A 16,372-nucleotide genomic window follows, 5' to 3' on the forward strand; every position below is an offset into this window, starting at 1 on the left:
AGCGAGGCGTTCAGCCCCCGCCGTGATGATGGATCCGGCTGAGACCGGAGACCGCTGGGGGAATCCATGGATCGTTCGTGCCGTCGTCGTGTCCGCTCGTCCGCCGGCTCACCGCCGGTACCGGGCGCATGATGGAATTCCGGATCCTCGGCTGCCTCCAGGTGCGGGACGGCGCCGGGGTGGTCGAGATCGCCGCCGACAAGCAGCGGACCGTGCTGGCGGTCCTGCTGCTGCGGGCCGGGCAGACCGTGCCCGTGCACGAGCTGGAGGACCAGCTGTGGGGTGACGCGCCGCCCAGCAAGGCCAAGAACACGTTGCAGGCCTACGTCTACCGGCTCCGGCAGGCCCTGAACTTCGACTCGGACACCGCGCTGGTGACCGAGCCGGGCGGCTACCGGATGCTGCTGCCCGACGGTGCGCTCGACCTGCACCGCTTCGAGCAGTCGTCGGCGCGGGGCCGCGCGGCGGTCAAAGCCGGGCGCCTCGACGAGGGGTACGCCGCGCTGCAGGCCGCGCTGGACCTGTGGCGGGGGCCCGCGTTCGCCGACGTGTCGGCCACCGCGTTGCAGGGGGACGCCCAGCGCCTGGAGGACCTGCGCATCGCCGTCGCGGAAGACGCCGCGGAGGCCGCGCTCGCGCTGGGCCGGCAGGGGGAACTGGTGCCCCGGCTGGAAACCCTCGTGGGGGCGCACCCCTACCGCGAGCGGCTGTGGGCGCTGCTGATGGTCGCGCTCCTCGGTACCGGCTGCCAGGCCGACGCGCTCGCGACCTACGGCCGGGCCCGGGCCCGGCTGCGCGACGACCTCGGCATCGAGCCGGGGCCGCAGCTGCGTCAGCTGCACCGGGACATCCTGTCCGGGCGGGCGGGCGGCTTCTGGCCGGCGGCGGTGCCGCGGCAGCGGGTCACCGGCGGGGTACCGGCCCGGCCGGCGGCCGAACTGCCCCGCGACCCCTCGACGTTCGTCGGCCGCCGGGCCGAGCTGGCCGCGGTCTGCGGCTGGTTCGACGGGGACGGGGCCGGCCGGGTCGGGATGCTCAGCGGCCCGGCGGGCGTCGGCAAGAGCACGCTCGCCGTGCACGCGGCGCACCGGCTCGCCCCGCGCTTCCCCGACGGCCAGCTCTACGCCAACCTGCACGCGGACGCCGGGAGCACCCCCGCGCCGGCGGAGGTCCTCCGGCGCTGGCTCCCGATGCTGGGCGTCACCGCGCTGCCCGCCCGCGAGGAGGAGCTGGCCGCGGTGTTCCGCTCGGCGCTCGCGACCCGGCGCGTGCTCGTCGTCGTGGACGGCGCGAACTGCCTCGGCGACGTCGACCCGCTGCTGCCCGGCGCGGGCACCTCGGCCGCGCTGGTGACCGGGAAGCGCGCGCTCACCGTGATCGACGGGTCGGTGCACCGCACCCTCGCCGTCCCGGACGACGAGGAAGCGCTCGAACTGCTGCGCCGCACGGCCGGGTCGCGCCGGGTGGACGCCGAGCCCGGGGCCGCCCGGACCGTCGTGCGCCTCTGCGAGAACCTGCCGCTCGCGATCCGCATCGTGGCCGCGCGCCTGGCGGCCCGGCCGGACCTCCCGCTGCGGGCGCTGGCCGGCCAGTTCCTCGACGAGCGGCGGCGCCTCGACGAGCTCGCCTTCGGCGGGCTGACCCTGCGGGCCCGGATCCGGGCCGGCTACGACCGGCTGTCGTCGGCGGACGCGCGGCGGATGTTCCGGCTGCTCGGCGGCCGGCCGCACGACGGCGTGACCCCGCACGAGCTCGCCGCGCTCAGCGGGCTCGCGGTGACCCGGGTCCTCGGCGCCCTCAACACCCTCGCCGACGTCCACCTGCTGGACGCGCCGCGCGACGGGCGGTACCGGATGTCCACGCTGGTGCGGCTGGTCGCGGCCGAGCTGGCCCCGGAGCCGGGGGAGGTCAGGCAGCTGCAGGCGGTCTGCACCGGCGACGGCGCGTGAGGGCGCCGTCAGCGGCGCGTCAGAGCACTCGGCGAAGGTGGGAGCCACGGCCGCGCCGCAGGAAGGTGAACCAGCCAGCCATGATCAGTGCCCACGACCACCCGCTCGGCTGGGACACCATCCACGGCCTCTTCGAACGCCGCCGGGCGGCGGCTCCGGAGGCGGTCGCGGTCTGCCACGGGCGCACCGCGCGCACCTACGCCGAGCTCGACGAGGCGGCCTGCCGCCTCGCGGCGCGGCTGCGGGCGCGCGGTGCCCGGCGGGGCGGGTACGTCGGGGTGCTGCTCGACCGCTCGCCCGAGCTGGTCGTGGCCCTGCTCGCCGTGCTGAAGTCCGGGGCCGCCTACATCGGGCTGGAGCCGGCGCAGCCGCCCTGGCGGCTGGGCGTGGTGCTCCGCGACGCCGGTGCCGCGCTGGTGGTCACCCGGACCGACCTCGCCCGACGGCTGCCCGGCGACGCCGGACCCGTGGTCCTGGTGGACGAGCCGGTCCCCGCCCCGCCCGGCGACGGTCTCCCGGCCGCGCGCGCCCGCCCGGAAGACCTGGCGTGCGTCGTGTACGCCGCGGGTTCGGCCGGCCGGGCGGGGGTCATGGTCGAGCACCGGTGCGTGACCGCGTTCCTCGCCGCGCTCGGCAGCCGCGTCCGCTCCGGGCCCGGCACCCGGACCCCCCAGTTCGCCGGGATCGCGTCCGACGCGGTCGTCGGCGAGATCTTCGGCCCGCTGACCAGCGGCGGCGCGGTGGTGCTGCCGCCGCCGGGCGCCGACCTGCTGCGGCTGCTCGACCGGCCGCCACCGGCTTGCGGTGCACCGGAATCGACGTCGATCGTGGTCGCGGCGGGCCGCCCGCTGCCGTCGGTCGAGGCGTACGTCCTCGACGCCGACCTCTGGCCGGTCGCGTGTGGTGCGGTGGGCGAGCTGTACCTGGGCGGCCCGACGATCTGCCGCGGTTACCTGGGCCGCCCCGCCCTGACGGCCGAGCTGTTCGGCCCCCACCCGTTCGCCCGGGAGCCGGGTGCCCGGCTCTACCGCACGGGCGATCTGGCCCGAGTCCTGCCCGACGGCCGCCTCGAAGTCGTCGGCCGCACCGACGACCACGCCCGGCCCCACGCGAAGAGCGGACGAGAGCGATGACCAAGAACCTGGGCGACCTGACGCCGCAGCAGCGGAAACTGGTGCGCGCGAGACTGGCTCAGCGAGCCGCCGCCCCGGTGCGGGCGGCCACCCCGGCGCAACCCGGCGACGGCACCTCGTTTCCCCTCTCCCCGGCGCAGGAGCGGCTGTGGCTGGCCGACCGCCTCTCGCCCGGCCGGTCGGCGCCGGTCACCCTGGCGATCCGCCTGACCGGCCCGCTGGACCGCGCCCGGCTGGAAGCCGCGATCGCCGCCGTCGTCGCCCGGCAATCGGCGCTGCGCACGGTGTTCCGCGAGACCCCCGGCGGCCCCCGCCAGGTCGTCCTCGACGAGTTCCGGCCGCCCGTGGTCACCGCGGAGCCGGCCGAGCTCGCCGAGCGGATCCGGCCGGACTTCGACCTGACCGCCGAGCCACCGGTGGCCGTGACGCTGTTCGAGACGACCCCGGCCGACCACCTGCTCCTGATCTGCGTCCACCACATCGTCATCGACGGCTGGTCGACGCAGGTCTTCCTGGACGAGCTGATCGCGCACTACGGCGGGGACGCCGAGCTGCCCGAGCTCCGCCTCTCCTTCGCCGAGTACGCCGTGGCCGAGCGGGAAGCCGCCGGACGGCTCGCGGAGCAGGTCGCGTACTGGCGCGACCGGCTGGCCGGCGCCCCGGCGCTGTCGACCGTTCCGCCGGACCGGCCCCGCCCGCCGCTGCAGAGCAGGCAGGGCGCCCACGCGGAGTTCACCGTCGCCGCCGGCGTGACCGACCGGCTGACCGCGCTGGCCCGGCGGGCCGGAGTCACCCTCAACACCGTGGTCACGGCGGCCTTCGCGGTCCTGCTCCAGCACGCGACGGGCCAGGACGACGTGCTGTTCGGCACGCCGGTCGCGCGCCGGCGGCGCACTGAGCTCGAGCCGCTCATCGGCAGCATCGCCGACACCGTCGTGACGCGGGTCGACCTGTCCGGCGGCCCCTCGGGCGAGGAGCTGCTGCGGCGCGTCCAGCGGTCGGCCGCGGCCGCGGTGGCGCACCAGGACGTCCCGTTCTCCGAGCTGGTGCGCGAACTCGCGCCCGCCCGGCGATCGGCGTACAACCCGCTGTTCCAGATCATGCTGAGCGTCAGCGAAATCACCGTGGAGGCGAAGGAAGCGGCCGGCGTCACCTTCGCTCCCGAGCGCGTCGAAACCGGCACGACCGAGTTCGACCTGTTCCTCACGGTGCGCCGCGGGACGGCGGGGCTGACCGGCGTCCTCGGCTACCGCACCGACCTCTACCTGGCCGAGACCGCCCGGTACGTCACCGACGGCCTGGTCGCCGTGCTGACCGGGCTGGCCGCCGCGCCCGGACACCCGATCGCCGGGCTGCTGCCGGTGCGCCGCCGGGTCGAGGTCGCCGCGTCCTTCACGGCCGAGCCGATGGGCGACGCGATGCGGTTCTGGGCCGGCTTCCGGCGGGTCCCCGCCGACGCCCGGTTCGCGCCCTACGGCCAGGTGCTCCAGCAGCTGCTCGCCGGGGACGGCGGCGACGGGCAGGTCGTCCTGCTGCGCTGGAGCGACTGGACCCGCCGCAAAGCCGCTTCGGCGGACTTCCTCGACGGCGTCGTCGACGAGCTCCTCGCGGGCGTGACGGCGTTCCGCGCCCGGACGGCCGTACCGCTGCTGCTGGTGGTCTGCCCGCCGGAACCCGGCACCGACTTCCCGGCCGCCGACGAACGGCTGGCGCGGGGCCTGGCCGGCGTGCCGGGGGTCGAGGTGACCTGGCCCGCGGAGTACGCCGCCGTCCTCGGCGTCACCGAGATCGCCGACCCGGCCGCCGACGCGCTCGGGCAGGTTCCCTACACCGAGGAGTTCTTCGCCGCGCTCGGCACGCTGGCCGTCGACCGCCTGCACGCCGCCTGGGGGACCCCGCCGCCCGGTCCGGAACGCGCGGCGTACGCCGCCACCCACCTGGCGACCGCCGCGCGGATCGCCGCGGCGGCCCGGCCCGTCGCGGGACCCGCAGCGGATCCGGACGAATACGTGGCTCCGCGGACCGAGACGGAGAAGCGGCTGGCGGTGCTCTGGGCCGAGCAGCTCGGCACCGGCGAGACCGGGGTGCGGACGAGTTTCTTCGCGATGGGCGGGCACTCCCTGCTGGTCACCCGGATGCTTTCGCTGGTGCACCGCGAATTCGGGGTGAGCGTGCCGTTCCACGAGTTCTACGCCGACCCGGTGATCGCGGCGCTGGCCACCACGATCGACGGGGCGGACGAGCCCGCGCCGGAAGCCGCCGTGATCCTCCCCGCGTCCCGGGACGAGCCCATCGAACCGGCCGCCACCCAGAAACGCCTGTGGGCGCTCGACCGGCTCGGTGTCCACTCGGGAGCGGTCACCTTCGCGGCCACCCTGACCGGGCCGCTCGACGAGGCGGCGCTGCGCGCGGCGGTCGGCGACGTCGTGCGGCGCCACGAATCCCTCCGGACGACGATCGGGACCGAGCGGGGCCGTCCGGTCCTGATCGTCCACAAAGGACTCGACTGCTGGTGGCCCGCCACCGGGTCCGTGGAGACGGCGGTCCGCGAGTTCGCGACGCACCCGTACGACCTGGAAACCGGGCCGCTGCTGCGGGTCCGGCTGCTGCGGGACGGGCCAGGACGGCACCACCTGCTGATCGGCCTGCACCAGGCCGTCTGCGACAACGAGTCCTGGCACGTCCTGCTCACCGACCTCGCCGCCGCCTACCGGGTCCGGCTGAGCCTGGGGGAGCCGCGGCCGCCGCTGCCCGTCCAGATGGCGGATTACGCGGCGTGGGAACGGCTTCACCTGGCCGGCCCGGCCGCCGGAGCCGACGCGGCGTACTGGGCCGAATGCCTGCGGGACGCGCCGCCGAGACTCGTGCTGGCCCGTGCCCGCCCGCGATCGACCGGGGAAGCCGGGGTGCGGCACCGGCCGCTCGGCGACGGCCTCGGCCCCCGCGTCGCGGAACTGGCCCGGGTGGCCGGCGTCAGCGCGTTCGTCGTGCTGCTCACCGCCTACGCGCTGGTGCTGGGCGAGGAAGCGGGGACGGGGGACGTCGTGCTCGGCGTGCCGTCCGCGGGCCGCGACCGCCCCGAGCTGCAGGGCGTGGTGGGCCGCTTCGCCCACCTGATGCCGCTGCGCCTGAACCTGGCCGGCGCCGCGACATCGCGGGCGCTCCTGCACCGCGTGCACGAGGCGGTGCTGACCGCGCAGCGGCACCGCGGGGTGCCGTTCAGCCGGATCGTCGAGGTGCTCCGGCCGCCGCGCGAGCGGGCGCACCACCCGGTCTTCCAGCACGCGCTCAACGTCGTCGGCGAGCGGTCGGCCGGGCTCGATCTGCCGGAGGTGTCGGTGCGGACGCTCGACACGCCGCCCGCGGCCACGCAGTACGAGCTGTTCCTGCACCTGCACTGGGAAAACGGCGAGCTGGGCGCCACCGCCGAGTACGACACCGGCCGGCTCGGCGACGACGTCGTGGCCGACCTGGTGACCCGGTTCGAGTCGGTCGTGCGGCGGATGGCCGAACGGCCCGACGACGCCGTCCCCGGGCCGCCGCCGGCCGAACCCGTCCGCGCCGGAACCCGCGCCGCCGCACCGGACCTGACGATCGCGACGACGGGCCCGGCCGGACCGGTCCGCCGCGAAGCCGAGCAGCTGCTGACCCGCTTCGCCGTCCAGCCGCGCCTCGTCGTCACTTCCCGGGTGTTCGGCGCCCTGCTCGACCCCGGTGCCGCCGCCGGCCTCACGGTGGTGGTGCTGCGCTGGGAGGACCTGATCGGCACGCCGGTCCCCGTCCGGCCCGGCACGCTCGTCCGCCGCCTGGACGAGGCGGTGACCGACGTCGTGGCGGCGGCCCGGGCGCACCGGACGCGGACGAGCCGTCCGCTGGTCCTGCTCACCCGGGCGTCCGAAGGCTTGGCCCCCCGCCTGGCCGCTCGCCTGGACGCCCGGCTGTACGTCGAGCTCGCCGCGCTGCCCGCAACCGAGGTGTGCACCGGCCCGGTCCCGGCGGCGGAGCTCGCCGTCGAGCGGCTGGGGCAGGCGTTCCCGCTGCCCGAGGGGCCGGTCGCCGAAGCGCCGCGCGACGACCGGGAACGGGCGCTGGCGCGGATCTGGGCCGCCCTGCTGGACCTGGACCCGGCCCGGATCGGGGTCCACAGCGACTTCTTCGCCATCGGCGGGGACTCCCTGCTCGCCATCCAGGCCGCCCACCAGGCCGGCGAGGCGGGGATCGCCGTCACCCCCAGGCAGTTCTCGGCCCACCCCACGATCGCCGAGCTGGCCGCCCTACCCCGCGAAAAGGACGTGACTCGCCCATGAAACGCGCTTCGGGTTTCGCCGGATTCACCGTGATGTGGTCCGGGCAGATGCTCTCGACGGTCGGCACCCGGATGACGAACTTCGCCATCGGCATCAGCGTCTTCCAGGAGACGCACTCGGCGTTGAGCGTGACCCTGCTGACGTTCGTCGCCTTCGGCGCGACCGTCGCCTTCTCACCCATCGCGGGGGTGCTGATCGACCGGTGGAGCCGCCGCACCACCATCATCGCGGCGGACGTCGGCTCGGCCGCGGTGACCCTGGCGCTGCTCGGCGTCTACGTGTTCGGCGATCCCCAGCTCTGGCAGCTGTACCTGGTGAACTTCCTGACCGGCGCGTTCCTCGCCTTCCAGGTACCCGCCTACGGCGCCGCGATCACGCTGATGATCGAGAAGGGCGGCTACACCCGGGCCAACGCGATGATGGGCCTGCTGCGGGCCGCGCCGTACGTGGCCGCGCCCGCGATCGCGGCGCCGCTGGTGTCGGCGTTCGGCCTCGCCGCCGTCCTCGCCGTCGACGTCGTTTCGGCGGTGGTGGCGATCGTCGCGGTGTACGCCATCACGCTGCCGCCCGACCCCGTCCGCGAGCCGGTGACGCCGGCGGACGGGACCGCGCTGACCCGGTTCCGGCGGGACTTCGCCGTGGGCTTCACCTACATCGCGCGCCGGCCGCCGCTGGTCGGGCTGCTGTCCATCATGATCGCGATCAGCTTCCTCTCCGCGCTGGGCTGGGTGCTGTTCCCGCCGCTGATCCTCGCCCGCACCGGCGACTCGGCCAACGCGGTCGGCATCGTCCAGGTCGTCGGGGCGATCGGCGGCACCGGGGCGGGCGTCCTGCTGGCCATGCTCAAACCGACCGACAAGAAGATCGGCCGGATGCTCGTCGCGATCCTCGTCCTCGGCGTGCTCGGGCGGATCCTCTTCGGTTTCGAGGGCATCTGGGTCTGGTCGGTCGCGCTGTTCTTCGGCTGGGGCGCGCTGCCGTTCATCGACGGCTACAACCAGACCATCTGGCAGGAGAAGACCCCGCCGCGGCTGCAGGGCCGCATCTTCGCCGTGGTCCAGATGGTCGAGAACATCGCGAGCCCGCTCGCCTACCTCGCGGCCGGGCTGCTCGCCGACGACCTCCTCGAGCCTGCCATGCGCTCGGGCGGCTGGCTCGCTTCGGTCTTCGGCCCGGTCACCGGCACCGGACCCGGTTCCGGGATCGCCGTCCTGTTCATCGTGTCCGGCGCCGGGGCGGCCGTGGTGGCCCTCGTCGGCTTCCTCACCCCCGCCATCCGGAACGCGGAATCCCTGCTGCCGGACGGGGGTGGCGAGGTCGAGCCCGCCCCCGCGGCGCCCGGTGCCGCACCCGCCCGCTGAGCCCACGCCAAGGAGAAAGCCATGACCGACACCGCAGCCCCGGCCGGCCCGGCCTACCGGGTGGTCGTCAACGACGAGGAACAGTTCTCGATCTGGCCCGCCGGAAAGGAAAACCCGGCGGGCTGGCACGACGCCGGGAAGACGGCGGGCAAGGAGGAGTGCCTCGCCTGGATCGAGGAGGTGTGGACGGACATGCGGCCCCGGTCCACCCGCGAGCCCGAAGCCTCCCCGCTCGTCCGGCTCATCGCCGAAGTGCTGGAGACCGACCCGGGGGAGCTCGGCGACGACGCCGGTCCGGGCCGCGCCGCCGGGTGGACGAGCCTCAAGCACATCCAGCTCGTCACGAGCCTGGAGCACACCTTCGGCATCAAGCTGTCCGCCGCCGACATCCGGGGCCTGACCTCCGTGGCGGCCATCCGGGAGACGCTGCGGGCGAAGGGAGCGGGCGAGTGACCGACCACCTGGCGACGCCGACGATCGAGAAGGCGCCGGATTCGCCACCCGCGGCCGCCGACCTCGCGACGATGCTGCTGATCCGCCACTTCGAACTCGCCCTGCTCGACCTGTTCGCGCGGGGCGAGCTGCACGGCACCACGCACACCTGCCTCGGGCAGGAGTACGTGCCGGTCGCGCTGGCCCCGTTGCTGACCGCGCGCGACTACGTGTTCAGCAACCACCGCGGTCACGGCCACTACATCGCCCGGTTCGGCGACCCAGCCGGCCTGCTCGCGGAGATCATGGGCCGCGCGGGCGGCGTCTGCCACGGCGTCGGCGGCAGCCAGCACGTCTTCCGCGACCGCTACCTGTCCACCGGGGTGCAGGGGGAGAGCCTGCCGGTCGCCACCGGCGTCGCGCTGCACCTCAAGCGGGAGGAGCCCGGCGCACTCGCGCTCGCCTACATCGGCGACGGCACGTGGGGCGAGGGCGCGGTCTACGAGGCGCTCAACATGGCGGCGCTGTGGCGGCTGCCGCTGCTCGTCGTCGTCGAGAACAACGGCATCGCGCAGTCGACGCCGACCACCGCGGAGCTGGCGGGCACCATCGGGGGCCGCGCGGCCGCGTTCGGCTGCGCTCACCTGCGCGTCGAAAACACCGACCCGGCCGAGATCCGCGCGGTGGCGGGACCGCTGGTCGAACGGGTGCGGGAAGGCGTCCCGCTCGTCCTCGAGTTCGTGACGAACCGGCTCGGGCCGCACAGCAAGGGCGACGACACCCGCCCGGCCGCGGAACTGAGCCGGGTGCGCGCGGCCGACTGGCACGCGCGGGGCTCGGGGGCGGAGTTCGCGGCGGCCGACGCGGCCGCGGCGGCGCGGATCGCCGCGCTGGTGGCCGAGGTGGCCGCGCGGCCACCGGCGGTCTGGAGCCGGGCGTGACCGCGCGACCCGAGCGGGTGGTCGAGAACCTCAACCACGCGCTGCACGAGCGGCTGCGGGCCGATCCCCGGCTCTACGTCCTCGGCGAGGACATCGCCGACCCGTACGGCGGGGCGTTCAAGGTGACCCGCGGGCTGTCGGACGCCGACCCCGGGCGGGTGATCGCCACGCCGATCAGCGAAAACGGCATCGCCGGCGTCGCATCGGGGCTCGCGTTGGCCGGCGACGCGGCGATCGTCGAGATCATGTTCGGCGACTTCGCCGGCCTCGCGTTCGACCAGGTGCTCAACTTCGCCAGCAAGTCCGTGTCCATGTACGGGCGCCCGCACCCGATGCGCCTGGTGGTGCGCCTGCCGTCGGGCGGTGGCCGCGGGTACGGCCCGACGCACAGCCAGTCCCTGCTCAAGCACTTCATCGGGATTCCCGGGCTGTCGCTGTTCGAGCTGTCGCCGTTCCACGACAACCGGGCGGTGCTGGCCCGCATGCTCGACCTCGGCGAACCGTGCGTGTTCGTCGAGGACAAAGTGCTCTACACGCGCCGGCAAGCCACCGGTGGCCGGCTGGACGACCTGTTCGACTACGGCTTCCTCGGCGCGGAAGACGTCGGTCCGGCGCACGTGTACGTCGACGACGGCGGAGACGTGGACTGCCTGCTCGTCGCCCCGGGCGGCGTGGCGGACCGGGCCGTCGCGGCCATGCGGGAACTGCTGCTGCACCACGAAATCAGCTGCCGGCTCGTGGTCCCGTCGCGGCTGTACCCGGTGGAAGCCGAGGCGCTGGTGAGCGCGGCGCGGCGCGCGTCGTACGTCTGCGTCGTCGAAGAGAGCACGGCGGGCGGGACCTGGGGCGCGGAGGTCGCGCACGTCCTGCACGAACGGCTCTGGGGCCGCCTGCGCCGCCCGGTGCGGCTCGTCCACTCGGCCGACAGCGTCATCCCGGCGGCCGTCCACCTGGAACGCGAGGTCCTGGTCCAGGCCGGCACGATCCGGGACGCCGTGCTCGCCGACCTGCGTGCGGAAAGGAGCCCGGTGTGAACGACATCGAGGTGCCGAAGCTCAACACCAACGACACCGCCTACGTGCTCGTCGAGTGGCTGGCCGAGGACGGGCAGCCGTTGAAGGAAGGCGACCCGGTCGCCGTCGTCGAGACGTCGAAAGCGACCGAAGAGCTGTACTGCGAGCACGACGGCGTCCTGCACCGGCTGGTCGCCGCACCGTCGGACTGCGGCCCCGGCGACGTCGTCGCCCACCTCTTCGCTTCGGACGAGGCCGTGCGGGAGTTCCTGGCTGCCCGGCCCGCCCCCGCGGCGGACGAGGCCGCCGAGGGGCGCTTCACGCTCACCGAACCCGCGCGGGTGCTGGCCGAACAGCACGGGGTCGCGCCCGCCGCACTGGCCGGGCTGGGGCTGCGGGTGATCCGCGAGGCCGACGTCCAGCGGCTGCTGGCCTCGCCTGGTGCGGTCCACACCCCGAACCGGGCCCAGCGCGGGGTGGCCGCCGCGGTTTCCCAGTCACATCGGGAGATCCCGGCCGCGTTCACCGCCGTCGTCGTCGGCGTGGACCCGGCCCTCGCCGCCGCACGGGAGCTGTCCGAGCGGACGGGCGCGCTGATCGGGCTGCCCGAGCTGCTCGTGGCCGTCCTCGGCCGGCTGACCGCGCGGTTCCCGCTCTGCTACGGCACGCCCACCGCCGAGGGCACGCTGCTGCTGCCGGCGGCGGCGCACGTCGGCGTCACCGTCGACGTCGGGAAGGGGTTGTTCGCGCCGGTGGTGCCGGACGCGGGCGAGCAGCCGCTCGCGGAGATCGCCGGGCTGCTGATGGACTTCCGCATCAAGGCGATGCGCGAGGACTTCCGCGCCGAGGACCTCGACGGCGCGAACATCCTGCTGTCGCTGAACAACGACGACGACGTCCTGTTCGCCCAGCCCATCGTGTTCCCGGGCCAGACCTGCGCGGTGGCGCTGGGCGGCGTCCGCCAGGAGGCGGTGTTCGCCGCCGACGGCACGGTCGCCCCGCGCTCGGTGGCCGTCGTCGGACTGGCCTACGACCACCGGTTCGTCAACGGCAGCACCGCGGTGGAGTTCCTCAAGGCGATCAAGGTGGCGCTCGAAGCGCCGGAAGGGATTCCCGATGCCGGCGACCGCTGAGCGCGACGCACTGGCCGCCGCGGCCGCCGCCGTGCGGGCCCGCCGCCGCACCCTGCCCGCGGTGCCGGCGGCGCTGACGGTCGGGCTGCTGGCCACCTACACGATCGACCCGGTCGAGCCGTACCTGCGGGTGGCGCTCGCGGACACGGGCCTGAGCCCCGGGATCGTCGTCGGGCCGTTCAACCAGATCCTGCCGGAGTGCCTCGGAGACCAGGGCAAACTGGCCCGGCTCGCCCCCGACGCGCTCGTCGTCGCCCCGCGCTGGGAAGAACTGCCGGACGGCGAGGAGGAGGCCGAGCTGCTGCGTCTCGCCGACGCCGCGACGGCGGCCGCCGACCGCTGGGAGAGCTGCCTGGTGTTCGTGCTCCCGGCGCTCCCGCAGGACACGGCCGGCGCGGCCGACGCGGGCCACGCGGACGGCGTCGCGGCCGCGGTCTCGACGGCCCGGCAGCGGCTGCGGGACCGGCTCGCGGGCCGTCCCCAGGTGCTGGTGGCCGACGCGGAGGCGGCGGTGCGCGAGGTGGGCGCGTTGCGCGCGCACCACCCGGCGCTCTACGCGTTCGCCCGGATCCCGTACACCGAGGAAGTGTTCTGGCGCCTCGGCCTCGCCATCGCCAGGCTCCTGCGCACCCACTTCGGCGGCGTCCCCCGAGCCGTGGTCCTCGGCCCCGATCTCGCGGAGCACGAGGAGGTACTGCGCGAGCCGTTGCGGCGCCTGGCGGCGGCCGGGGTGCGGATCGGTGCTTTGGAGGAGGCCGGTCCGAGCTGGCTGCTGACCACGGATCCGGACTTGGCGAGCACGCGCCCCGACGGGGTGCTCCTCGGGCCGGCCGTGGAAAACTGGCCGGCGGAACTGCAGGAGGCGGGCGTCTTCGACCGGCCACTGCCCCGCCGGCCCGGCGCGCCCCCGGCGTCGCTTCCGGAATCGCCGGGCCCGTTGTCGCTGGCGGATTTCCTGGCCGGCTTGGACCTTTCGGTGACGTTCGGCGAGCCGGACTTCCCGAAGGTGACGGAACTGCTCTCGCGGGCCAAGGACTTCGTACTGGGCCCGGTTCCCGCGGAGTTCGACCCGGCGGACTTCGCGGCCGGGCCGGATCGCTTGCTGCTGACGGCATCGGTCCGCGACCGCTTCGGCGACTACGGCCTCGGCGCGGTGGCGGCACTGGAGTTCGCTGCGGGCGTCTGCCGGGTCGAGGTGTTCTCGGTGTCGTGCCCGGTGATGGGCCGCGGCGTGGAACCGTTGGTGCTGAAGGAGATCGTGGCCTCGGCGGAACGGCGGGGGTGTTCCGCGGTCGAGCTCGTCCTCACGCCGACCGGCCGCAACGACGTGGCGCTGGAGTTCGCTGCTTCGGTCGAGGAGACCGGAGGTCCCGTGGCGGTCCGTGCCGTGTAACGGAAACCGGCCCCGCCCGGGTGCAGGCGGGGCCGGTTCACGTGCTACTCCGGCTTGCTCGCGGACAGCGTCCACGACAGGGGGAGCGGGTCGCCGGGCAGGCGCCAGAAGCCCTCGTCGTGCTCGTCGCGGACCATGGTGCTGAAGCGCTGCCGGCAGTCGACCGGCACCTCGGTGAACGTCCGGACCTGCAGGCCCGCCCCGATCAGCGCGCCCATGATCTCGGGAATGGTCCACAGCCAGCTGTACTGCTTGTACGACTCGATGTGCTGGACGTCGTCGTACCCGTCGCCGTAGGTCGCGGAGACCTCATCCTCCAGCGGCCCGCTCGGCAGCCGTTCCGGGCGGACCCGCAGCTCGCCGTCGACCTCTTCGACCGCGGCGAGGATCGGGTGGATCTCCGCGATGTGGAAGACCCCGCCGGGCTTGAGGAAGTGCGCCACGACCTTGGCCCACGCGTTGAGGTCCGGCAGGAGGTGGAGCACGCCGTAGTCGGTGTAGACGATGTCGAAGGAGTCGTCGAGCACCTGGGGCAGGTCGAAGACGTTGGCGTGCACGAAGTTGATTTCGGTGTTCAGCCCGTCGGCCAGTTCCCGGCCGATCTTGAGGGCCTCGTCGGCGAAGTCCACGGCCGTGACGTTCGCGCCCAGCCGCGCCCACGAGATCGCGTTCAGCCCGATGTGGCACTGCAGGTGCAGGAAGTCCTTGCCGGAAACGTCCCCGAGCGCGCCCCGCTCCAGCGAGCGGAGGCTGCTCTTCCCGGCCCGGAACGCATCGAGGTCGTAGTAGGTCGAGTCGAGGTGGGCGAGCGCCCGCCGGTTCCAGCCCTGCTGGTTGCTCTGCATACGAGTGCGGTCGTCGATGGCGGTGTCCAATGGAGGCCTCTCTTCGAAGTGATGGCCGGCGTCAGGATCCGATGGTGTCCCGCCCCGCTGACTCGACACTGAAGTGCGGCGGTTACGCCCGATCGAGTGATGAACAGGTGATCGAACGTCCGTAATCTTGTGGTGTGGACCGAGACCCGATCTCCGCGACGCAGCCTCAAAGATCCAGCACGACGTCCCCCTGCGGTCGCCCGCAGCAGACAAGAGCCTCGCCCTCCGCCGGCACCTCAAGCGGTTCAGGCTCATACGAAACCGTCCCCGACAGCACTGGAGTCACGCACGTGTGGCACACCCCCGTCCGGCAGGACCACCGCGTCGGCACATCGCACGCCTCGGCGAACTCCAGCAGGTTGGGATACCCCTCGCCCCACGGCACAGTCAGCCCGCTGCGCGCGAAAGTCACCGACGGCCCGGCTCCCGGCGTGCCCGCCGGCGCGTGCGGCGGAGTCCGGACAACCCCCACCAGGCCCGGGTTGATCGCCGACACTCCGCCGAACAGTTCACTGTGGACACGAGAACCATCGAAGCCCAACGCCAGAAAGGCAGACCGCATGGCCGTCATGAACGCGTCCGGCCCGCACAAGTACACCGCCGCGTCCGCCGGCAGGTCCAAAGCGGACAGCTCGGCCGCCGTCAGCCGGCCGGTCTCCGCCGTGAGGAAAACGTGCTCACGACCGCGCGGAAGCCCCGCCAAAAGCCGATGCGCCTCCGCGGCGAACGGCTGCTCCGCGGTCGTCCGGCTCGTGTGCACCCACCACACCTCGCGGTCCGGATCGCGGGCGGCCAAAGCGTGCAGCATTGCCAGCACCGGCGTCACGCCGATGCCCGCCGACACCAGCACCACCGGGCGGTCGTCCTCCGTCAGGACGAAGTCACCGCGCGGGCCCGCCACCTCCAGCACCGCGCCCGGGCTCAAGTGGGTCTGGAGGTAGCTGCTCACGACGCCGTCGCGCTTGACGCTGATGCGGTATTCGCTCTCCGACGGCGCCGCCGACAGCGAATAGCTCCTGACCGGCGCCGGGTCGCCGGCGCCCGGGACGCGCAGCGTCACGTACTGGCCCGGCTCGGGGCGGGGGAGCGGCTCGTCGGCGGCCAGGTGGATCGACGTCACCGTCGTGCTCTCGGGCACCACACGGGTCACGCGCAGCGGCCGGAAGCCCCGCGGGGCCGGGGAGGGAGGAGCCGCCGTCAGGAGGTCGCGGAACGAGCCCTGCCAACCTGGGCTGAGCGCCGGGATGTCCAAGGCCTTGCGCAGCGTGTCCCGGTCGCGGTCCGGCAGGTACAGGAGTGCGTCGATGGCCGCGACGCTCAGCTCGTGGCGGCCGGTGCGGGTGCGGACGATCTCGTCGCCGGCCTGGACGTGGCCTTCGGTGATGACGCGCAGGTAGAACCCCGGGCGGTGGTGGGCCACCAGCAGGGACGGCATCCGCGGCTCGCCCAGGCGCATGCCGACGCGGAAGCACGTCACCCGCGGCTGGGTCACCTCGAACTCCGCTTCGCCGATCCGGTACCGGTCGCCGATGTGCACCTCGTCGTCGGGCAGGCCCTCGACGGTGAAGTTCTCGCCGAACTGGCCGTCCTCGAGGTCGTCGCGGCCGAGGAAGCGCCGCCAGTGCTCGTACGACTCGCGCTGGTAGACGAGCACCGCGCGGTTCTCGCCGCCGTGGCCGCCGAGGTCGCCCTGGCCGTCGCCGTCCACGTTGAGGCGGCGGACCAGCCGTGGTCCCTCGACCGGGTACTTGAAGATTCCCGTGTGGACGGTCCGGTCCTGCCAGGCCACGTCCCGCGGCAGCCCGACGTTGAGCGACACCAAACGCGCCATCATC

10 protein-coding genes and 2 pseudogenes are annotated in these 16,372 nt (G+C 74.2%); 10 read left to right on the forward strand and 2 right to left on the reverse strand.

The window, feature by feature from the left end:
• Nucleotides 1-77 precede the first annotated feature (77 nt).
• From SD460_RS22680 to SD460_RS22725, 10 genes and pseudogenes are all read left to right on the forward strand, one after another.
• The gene (locus SD460_RS22680) at nucleotides 78-1,949 is read left to right on the forward strand and encodes an AfsR/SARP family transcriptional regulator (RefSeq protein ID WP_318306703.1); all 1,872 of its coding nucleotides are present in this window, start codon (nucleotides 78-80) and stop codon (nucleotides 1,947-1,949) included.
• 80 nt (nucleotides 1,950-2,029) lie between these two features.
• Complete coding sequence (locus tag SD460_RS22685) at nucleotides 2,030-3,082, forward strand: AMP-binding protein (RefSeq protein ID WP_290062159.1); 1,053 nt, start codon at nucleotides 2,030-2,032, stop codon at nucleotides 3,080-3,082.
• Nucleotides 3,079-7,389: a condensation domain-containing protein gene (locus SD460_RS22690; RefSeq protein WP_290062158.1), complete on the forward strand. Its 4,311-nt coding sequence runs from the start codon at nucleotides 3,079-3,081 to the stop codon at nucleotides 7,387-7,389. The genes SD460_RS22685 and SD460_RS22690 overlap by 4 nt, the downstream gene beginning before the upstream one ends.
• Nucleotides 7,386-8,750 carry an MFS transporter gene (locus SD460_RS22695; RefSeq protein ID WP_290062157.1) on the forward strand — a complete coding sequence of 455 codons (1,365 nt, stop codon included), beginning with the start codon at nucleotides 7,386-7,388 and terminating at the stop codon, nucleotides 8,748-8,750. The genes SD460_RS22690 and SD460_RS22695 overlap by 4 nt, the downstream gene beginning before the upstream one ends.
• A gap of 21 nt (nucleotides 8,751-8,771) precedes the next feature.
• Nucleotides 8,772-8,966, forward strand: a pseudogene (locus tag SD460_RS22700) (MbtH family protein); the annotation flags it as partial.
• A 27-nt stretch (nucleotides 8,967-8,993) separates the two neighbouring features.
• Nucleotides 8,994-9,203, forward strand: a pseudogene (locus tag SD460_RS22705) (acyl carrier protein); the annotation flags it as partial.
• Nucleotides 9,200-10,123: a thiamine pyrophosphate-dependent dehydrogenase E1 component subunit alpha gene (locus tag SD460_RS22710; protein ID WP_318306704.1), complete on the forward strand. Its 924-nt coding sequence runs from the start codon at nucleotides 9,200-9,202 to the stop codon at nucleotides 10,121-10,123. The pseudogene SD460_RS22705 and the gene SD460_RS22710, both read left to right, overlap by 4 nt.
• On the forward strand, nucleotides 10,120-11,157 hold the full coding sequence (locus SD460_RS22715; protein WP_318306705.1) for an alpha-ketoacid dehydrogenase subunit beta: 1,038 nt from the start codon (nucleotides 10,120-10,122) through the stop codon (nucleotides 11,155-11,157). Before SD460_RS22710 ends, SD460_RS22715 begins: the two co-directional genes overlap by 4 nt.
• Nucleotides 11,154-12,269, forward strand: coding sequence for a 2-oxo acid dehydrogenase subunit E2 (locus SD460_RS22720; protein ID WP_318306706.1), 1,116 nt, complete (start codon nucleotides 11,154-11,156; stop codon nucleotides 12,267-12,269). Before SD460_RS22715 ends, SD460_RS22720 begins: the two co-directional genes overlap by 4 nt.
• On the forward strand, nucleotides 12,253-13,662 hold the full coding sequence (locus tag SD460_RS22725) for a hypothetical protein (protein ID WP_290061938.1): 1,410 nt from the start codon (nucleotides 12,253-12,255) through the stop codon (nucleotides 13,660-13,662). The genes SD460_RS22720 and SD460_RS22725 overlap by 17 nt, the downstream gene beginning before the upstream one ends.
• A 44-nt stretch (nucleotides 13,663-13,706) precedes the next feature.
• Here the strand turns inward: SD460_RS22725 and SD460_RS22730 are convergent, their stop codons facing one another.
• Entirely contained in the window at nucleotides 13,707-14,537 is an 831-nt protein-coding gene (locus SD460_RS22730) for a class I SAM-dependent methyltransferase (protein ID WP_290061940.1), read from the reverse strand.
• 166 nt (nucleotides 14,538-14,703) lie between these two features.
• Nucleotides 14,704-16,368 carry an MOSC and FAD-binding oxidoreductase domain-containing protein gene (locus SD460_RS22735; RefSeq protein WP_290061942.1) on the reverse strand — a complete coding sequence of 555 codons (1,665 nt, stop codon included), beginning with the start codon at nucleotides 16,366-16,368 and terminating at the stop codon, nucleotides 14,704-14,706.
• Nucleotides 16,369-16,372: the final 4 nt, after the last annotated feature.

The sequence above is a fragment of the Amycolatopsis solani genome (genome assembly GCF_033441515.1).
In the GTDB taxonomy this organism is placed as follows: Bacteria; Actinomycetota; Actinomycetes; order Mycobacteriales; family Pseudonocardiaceae; genus Amycolatopsis; species Amycolatopsis solani.

What these genes read in the sequence shown, in the direction of transcription:
- SD460_RS22685 (WP_290062159.1), top strand. Translation starts at nt 2,030, where the DNA reads ATGATCAGTGCCCACGACCACCCGCTCGGCTGGGACACCATCCACGGC.
- SD460_RS22690 (WP_290062158.1), top strand. Translation starts at nt 3,079, where the DNA reads ATGACCAAGAACCTGGGCGACCTGACGCCGCAGCAGCGGAAACTGGTG.
- SD460_RS22695 (WP_290062157.1), top strand. Translation starts at nt 7,386, where the DNA reads ATGAAACGCGCTTCGGGTTTCGCCGGATTCACCGTGATGTGGTCCGGG.
- SD460_RS22725 (WP_290061938.1), top strand. Translation starts at nt 12,253, where the DNA reads ATGCCGGCGACCGCTGAGCGCGACGCACTGGCCGCCGCGGCCGCCGCC.
- SD460_RS22735 (WP_290061942.1), bottom strand. Translation starts at nt 16,368, where the DNA reads ATGGCGCGTTTGGTGTCGCTCAACGTCGGGCTGCCGCGGGACGTGGCC.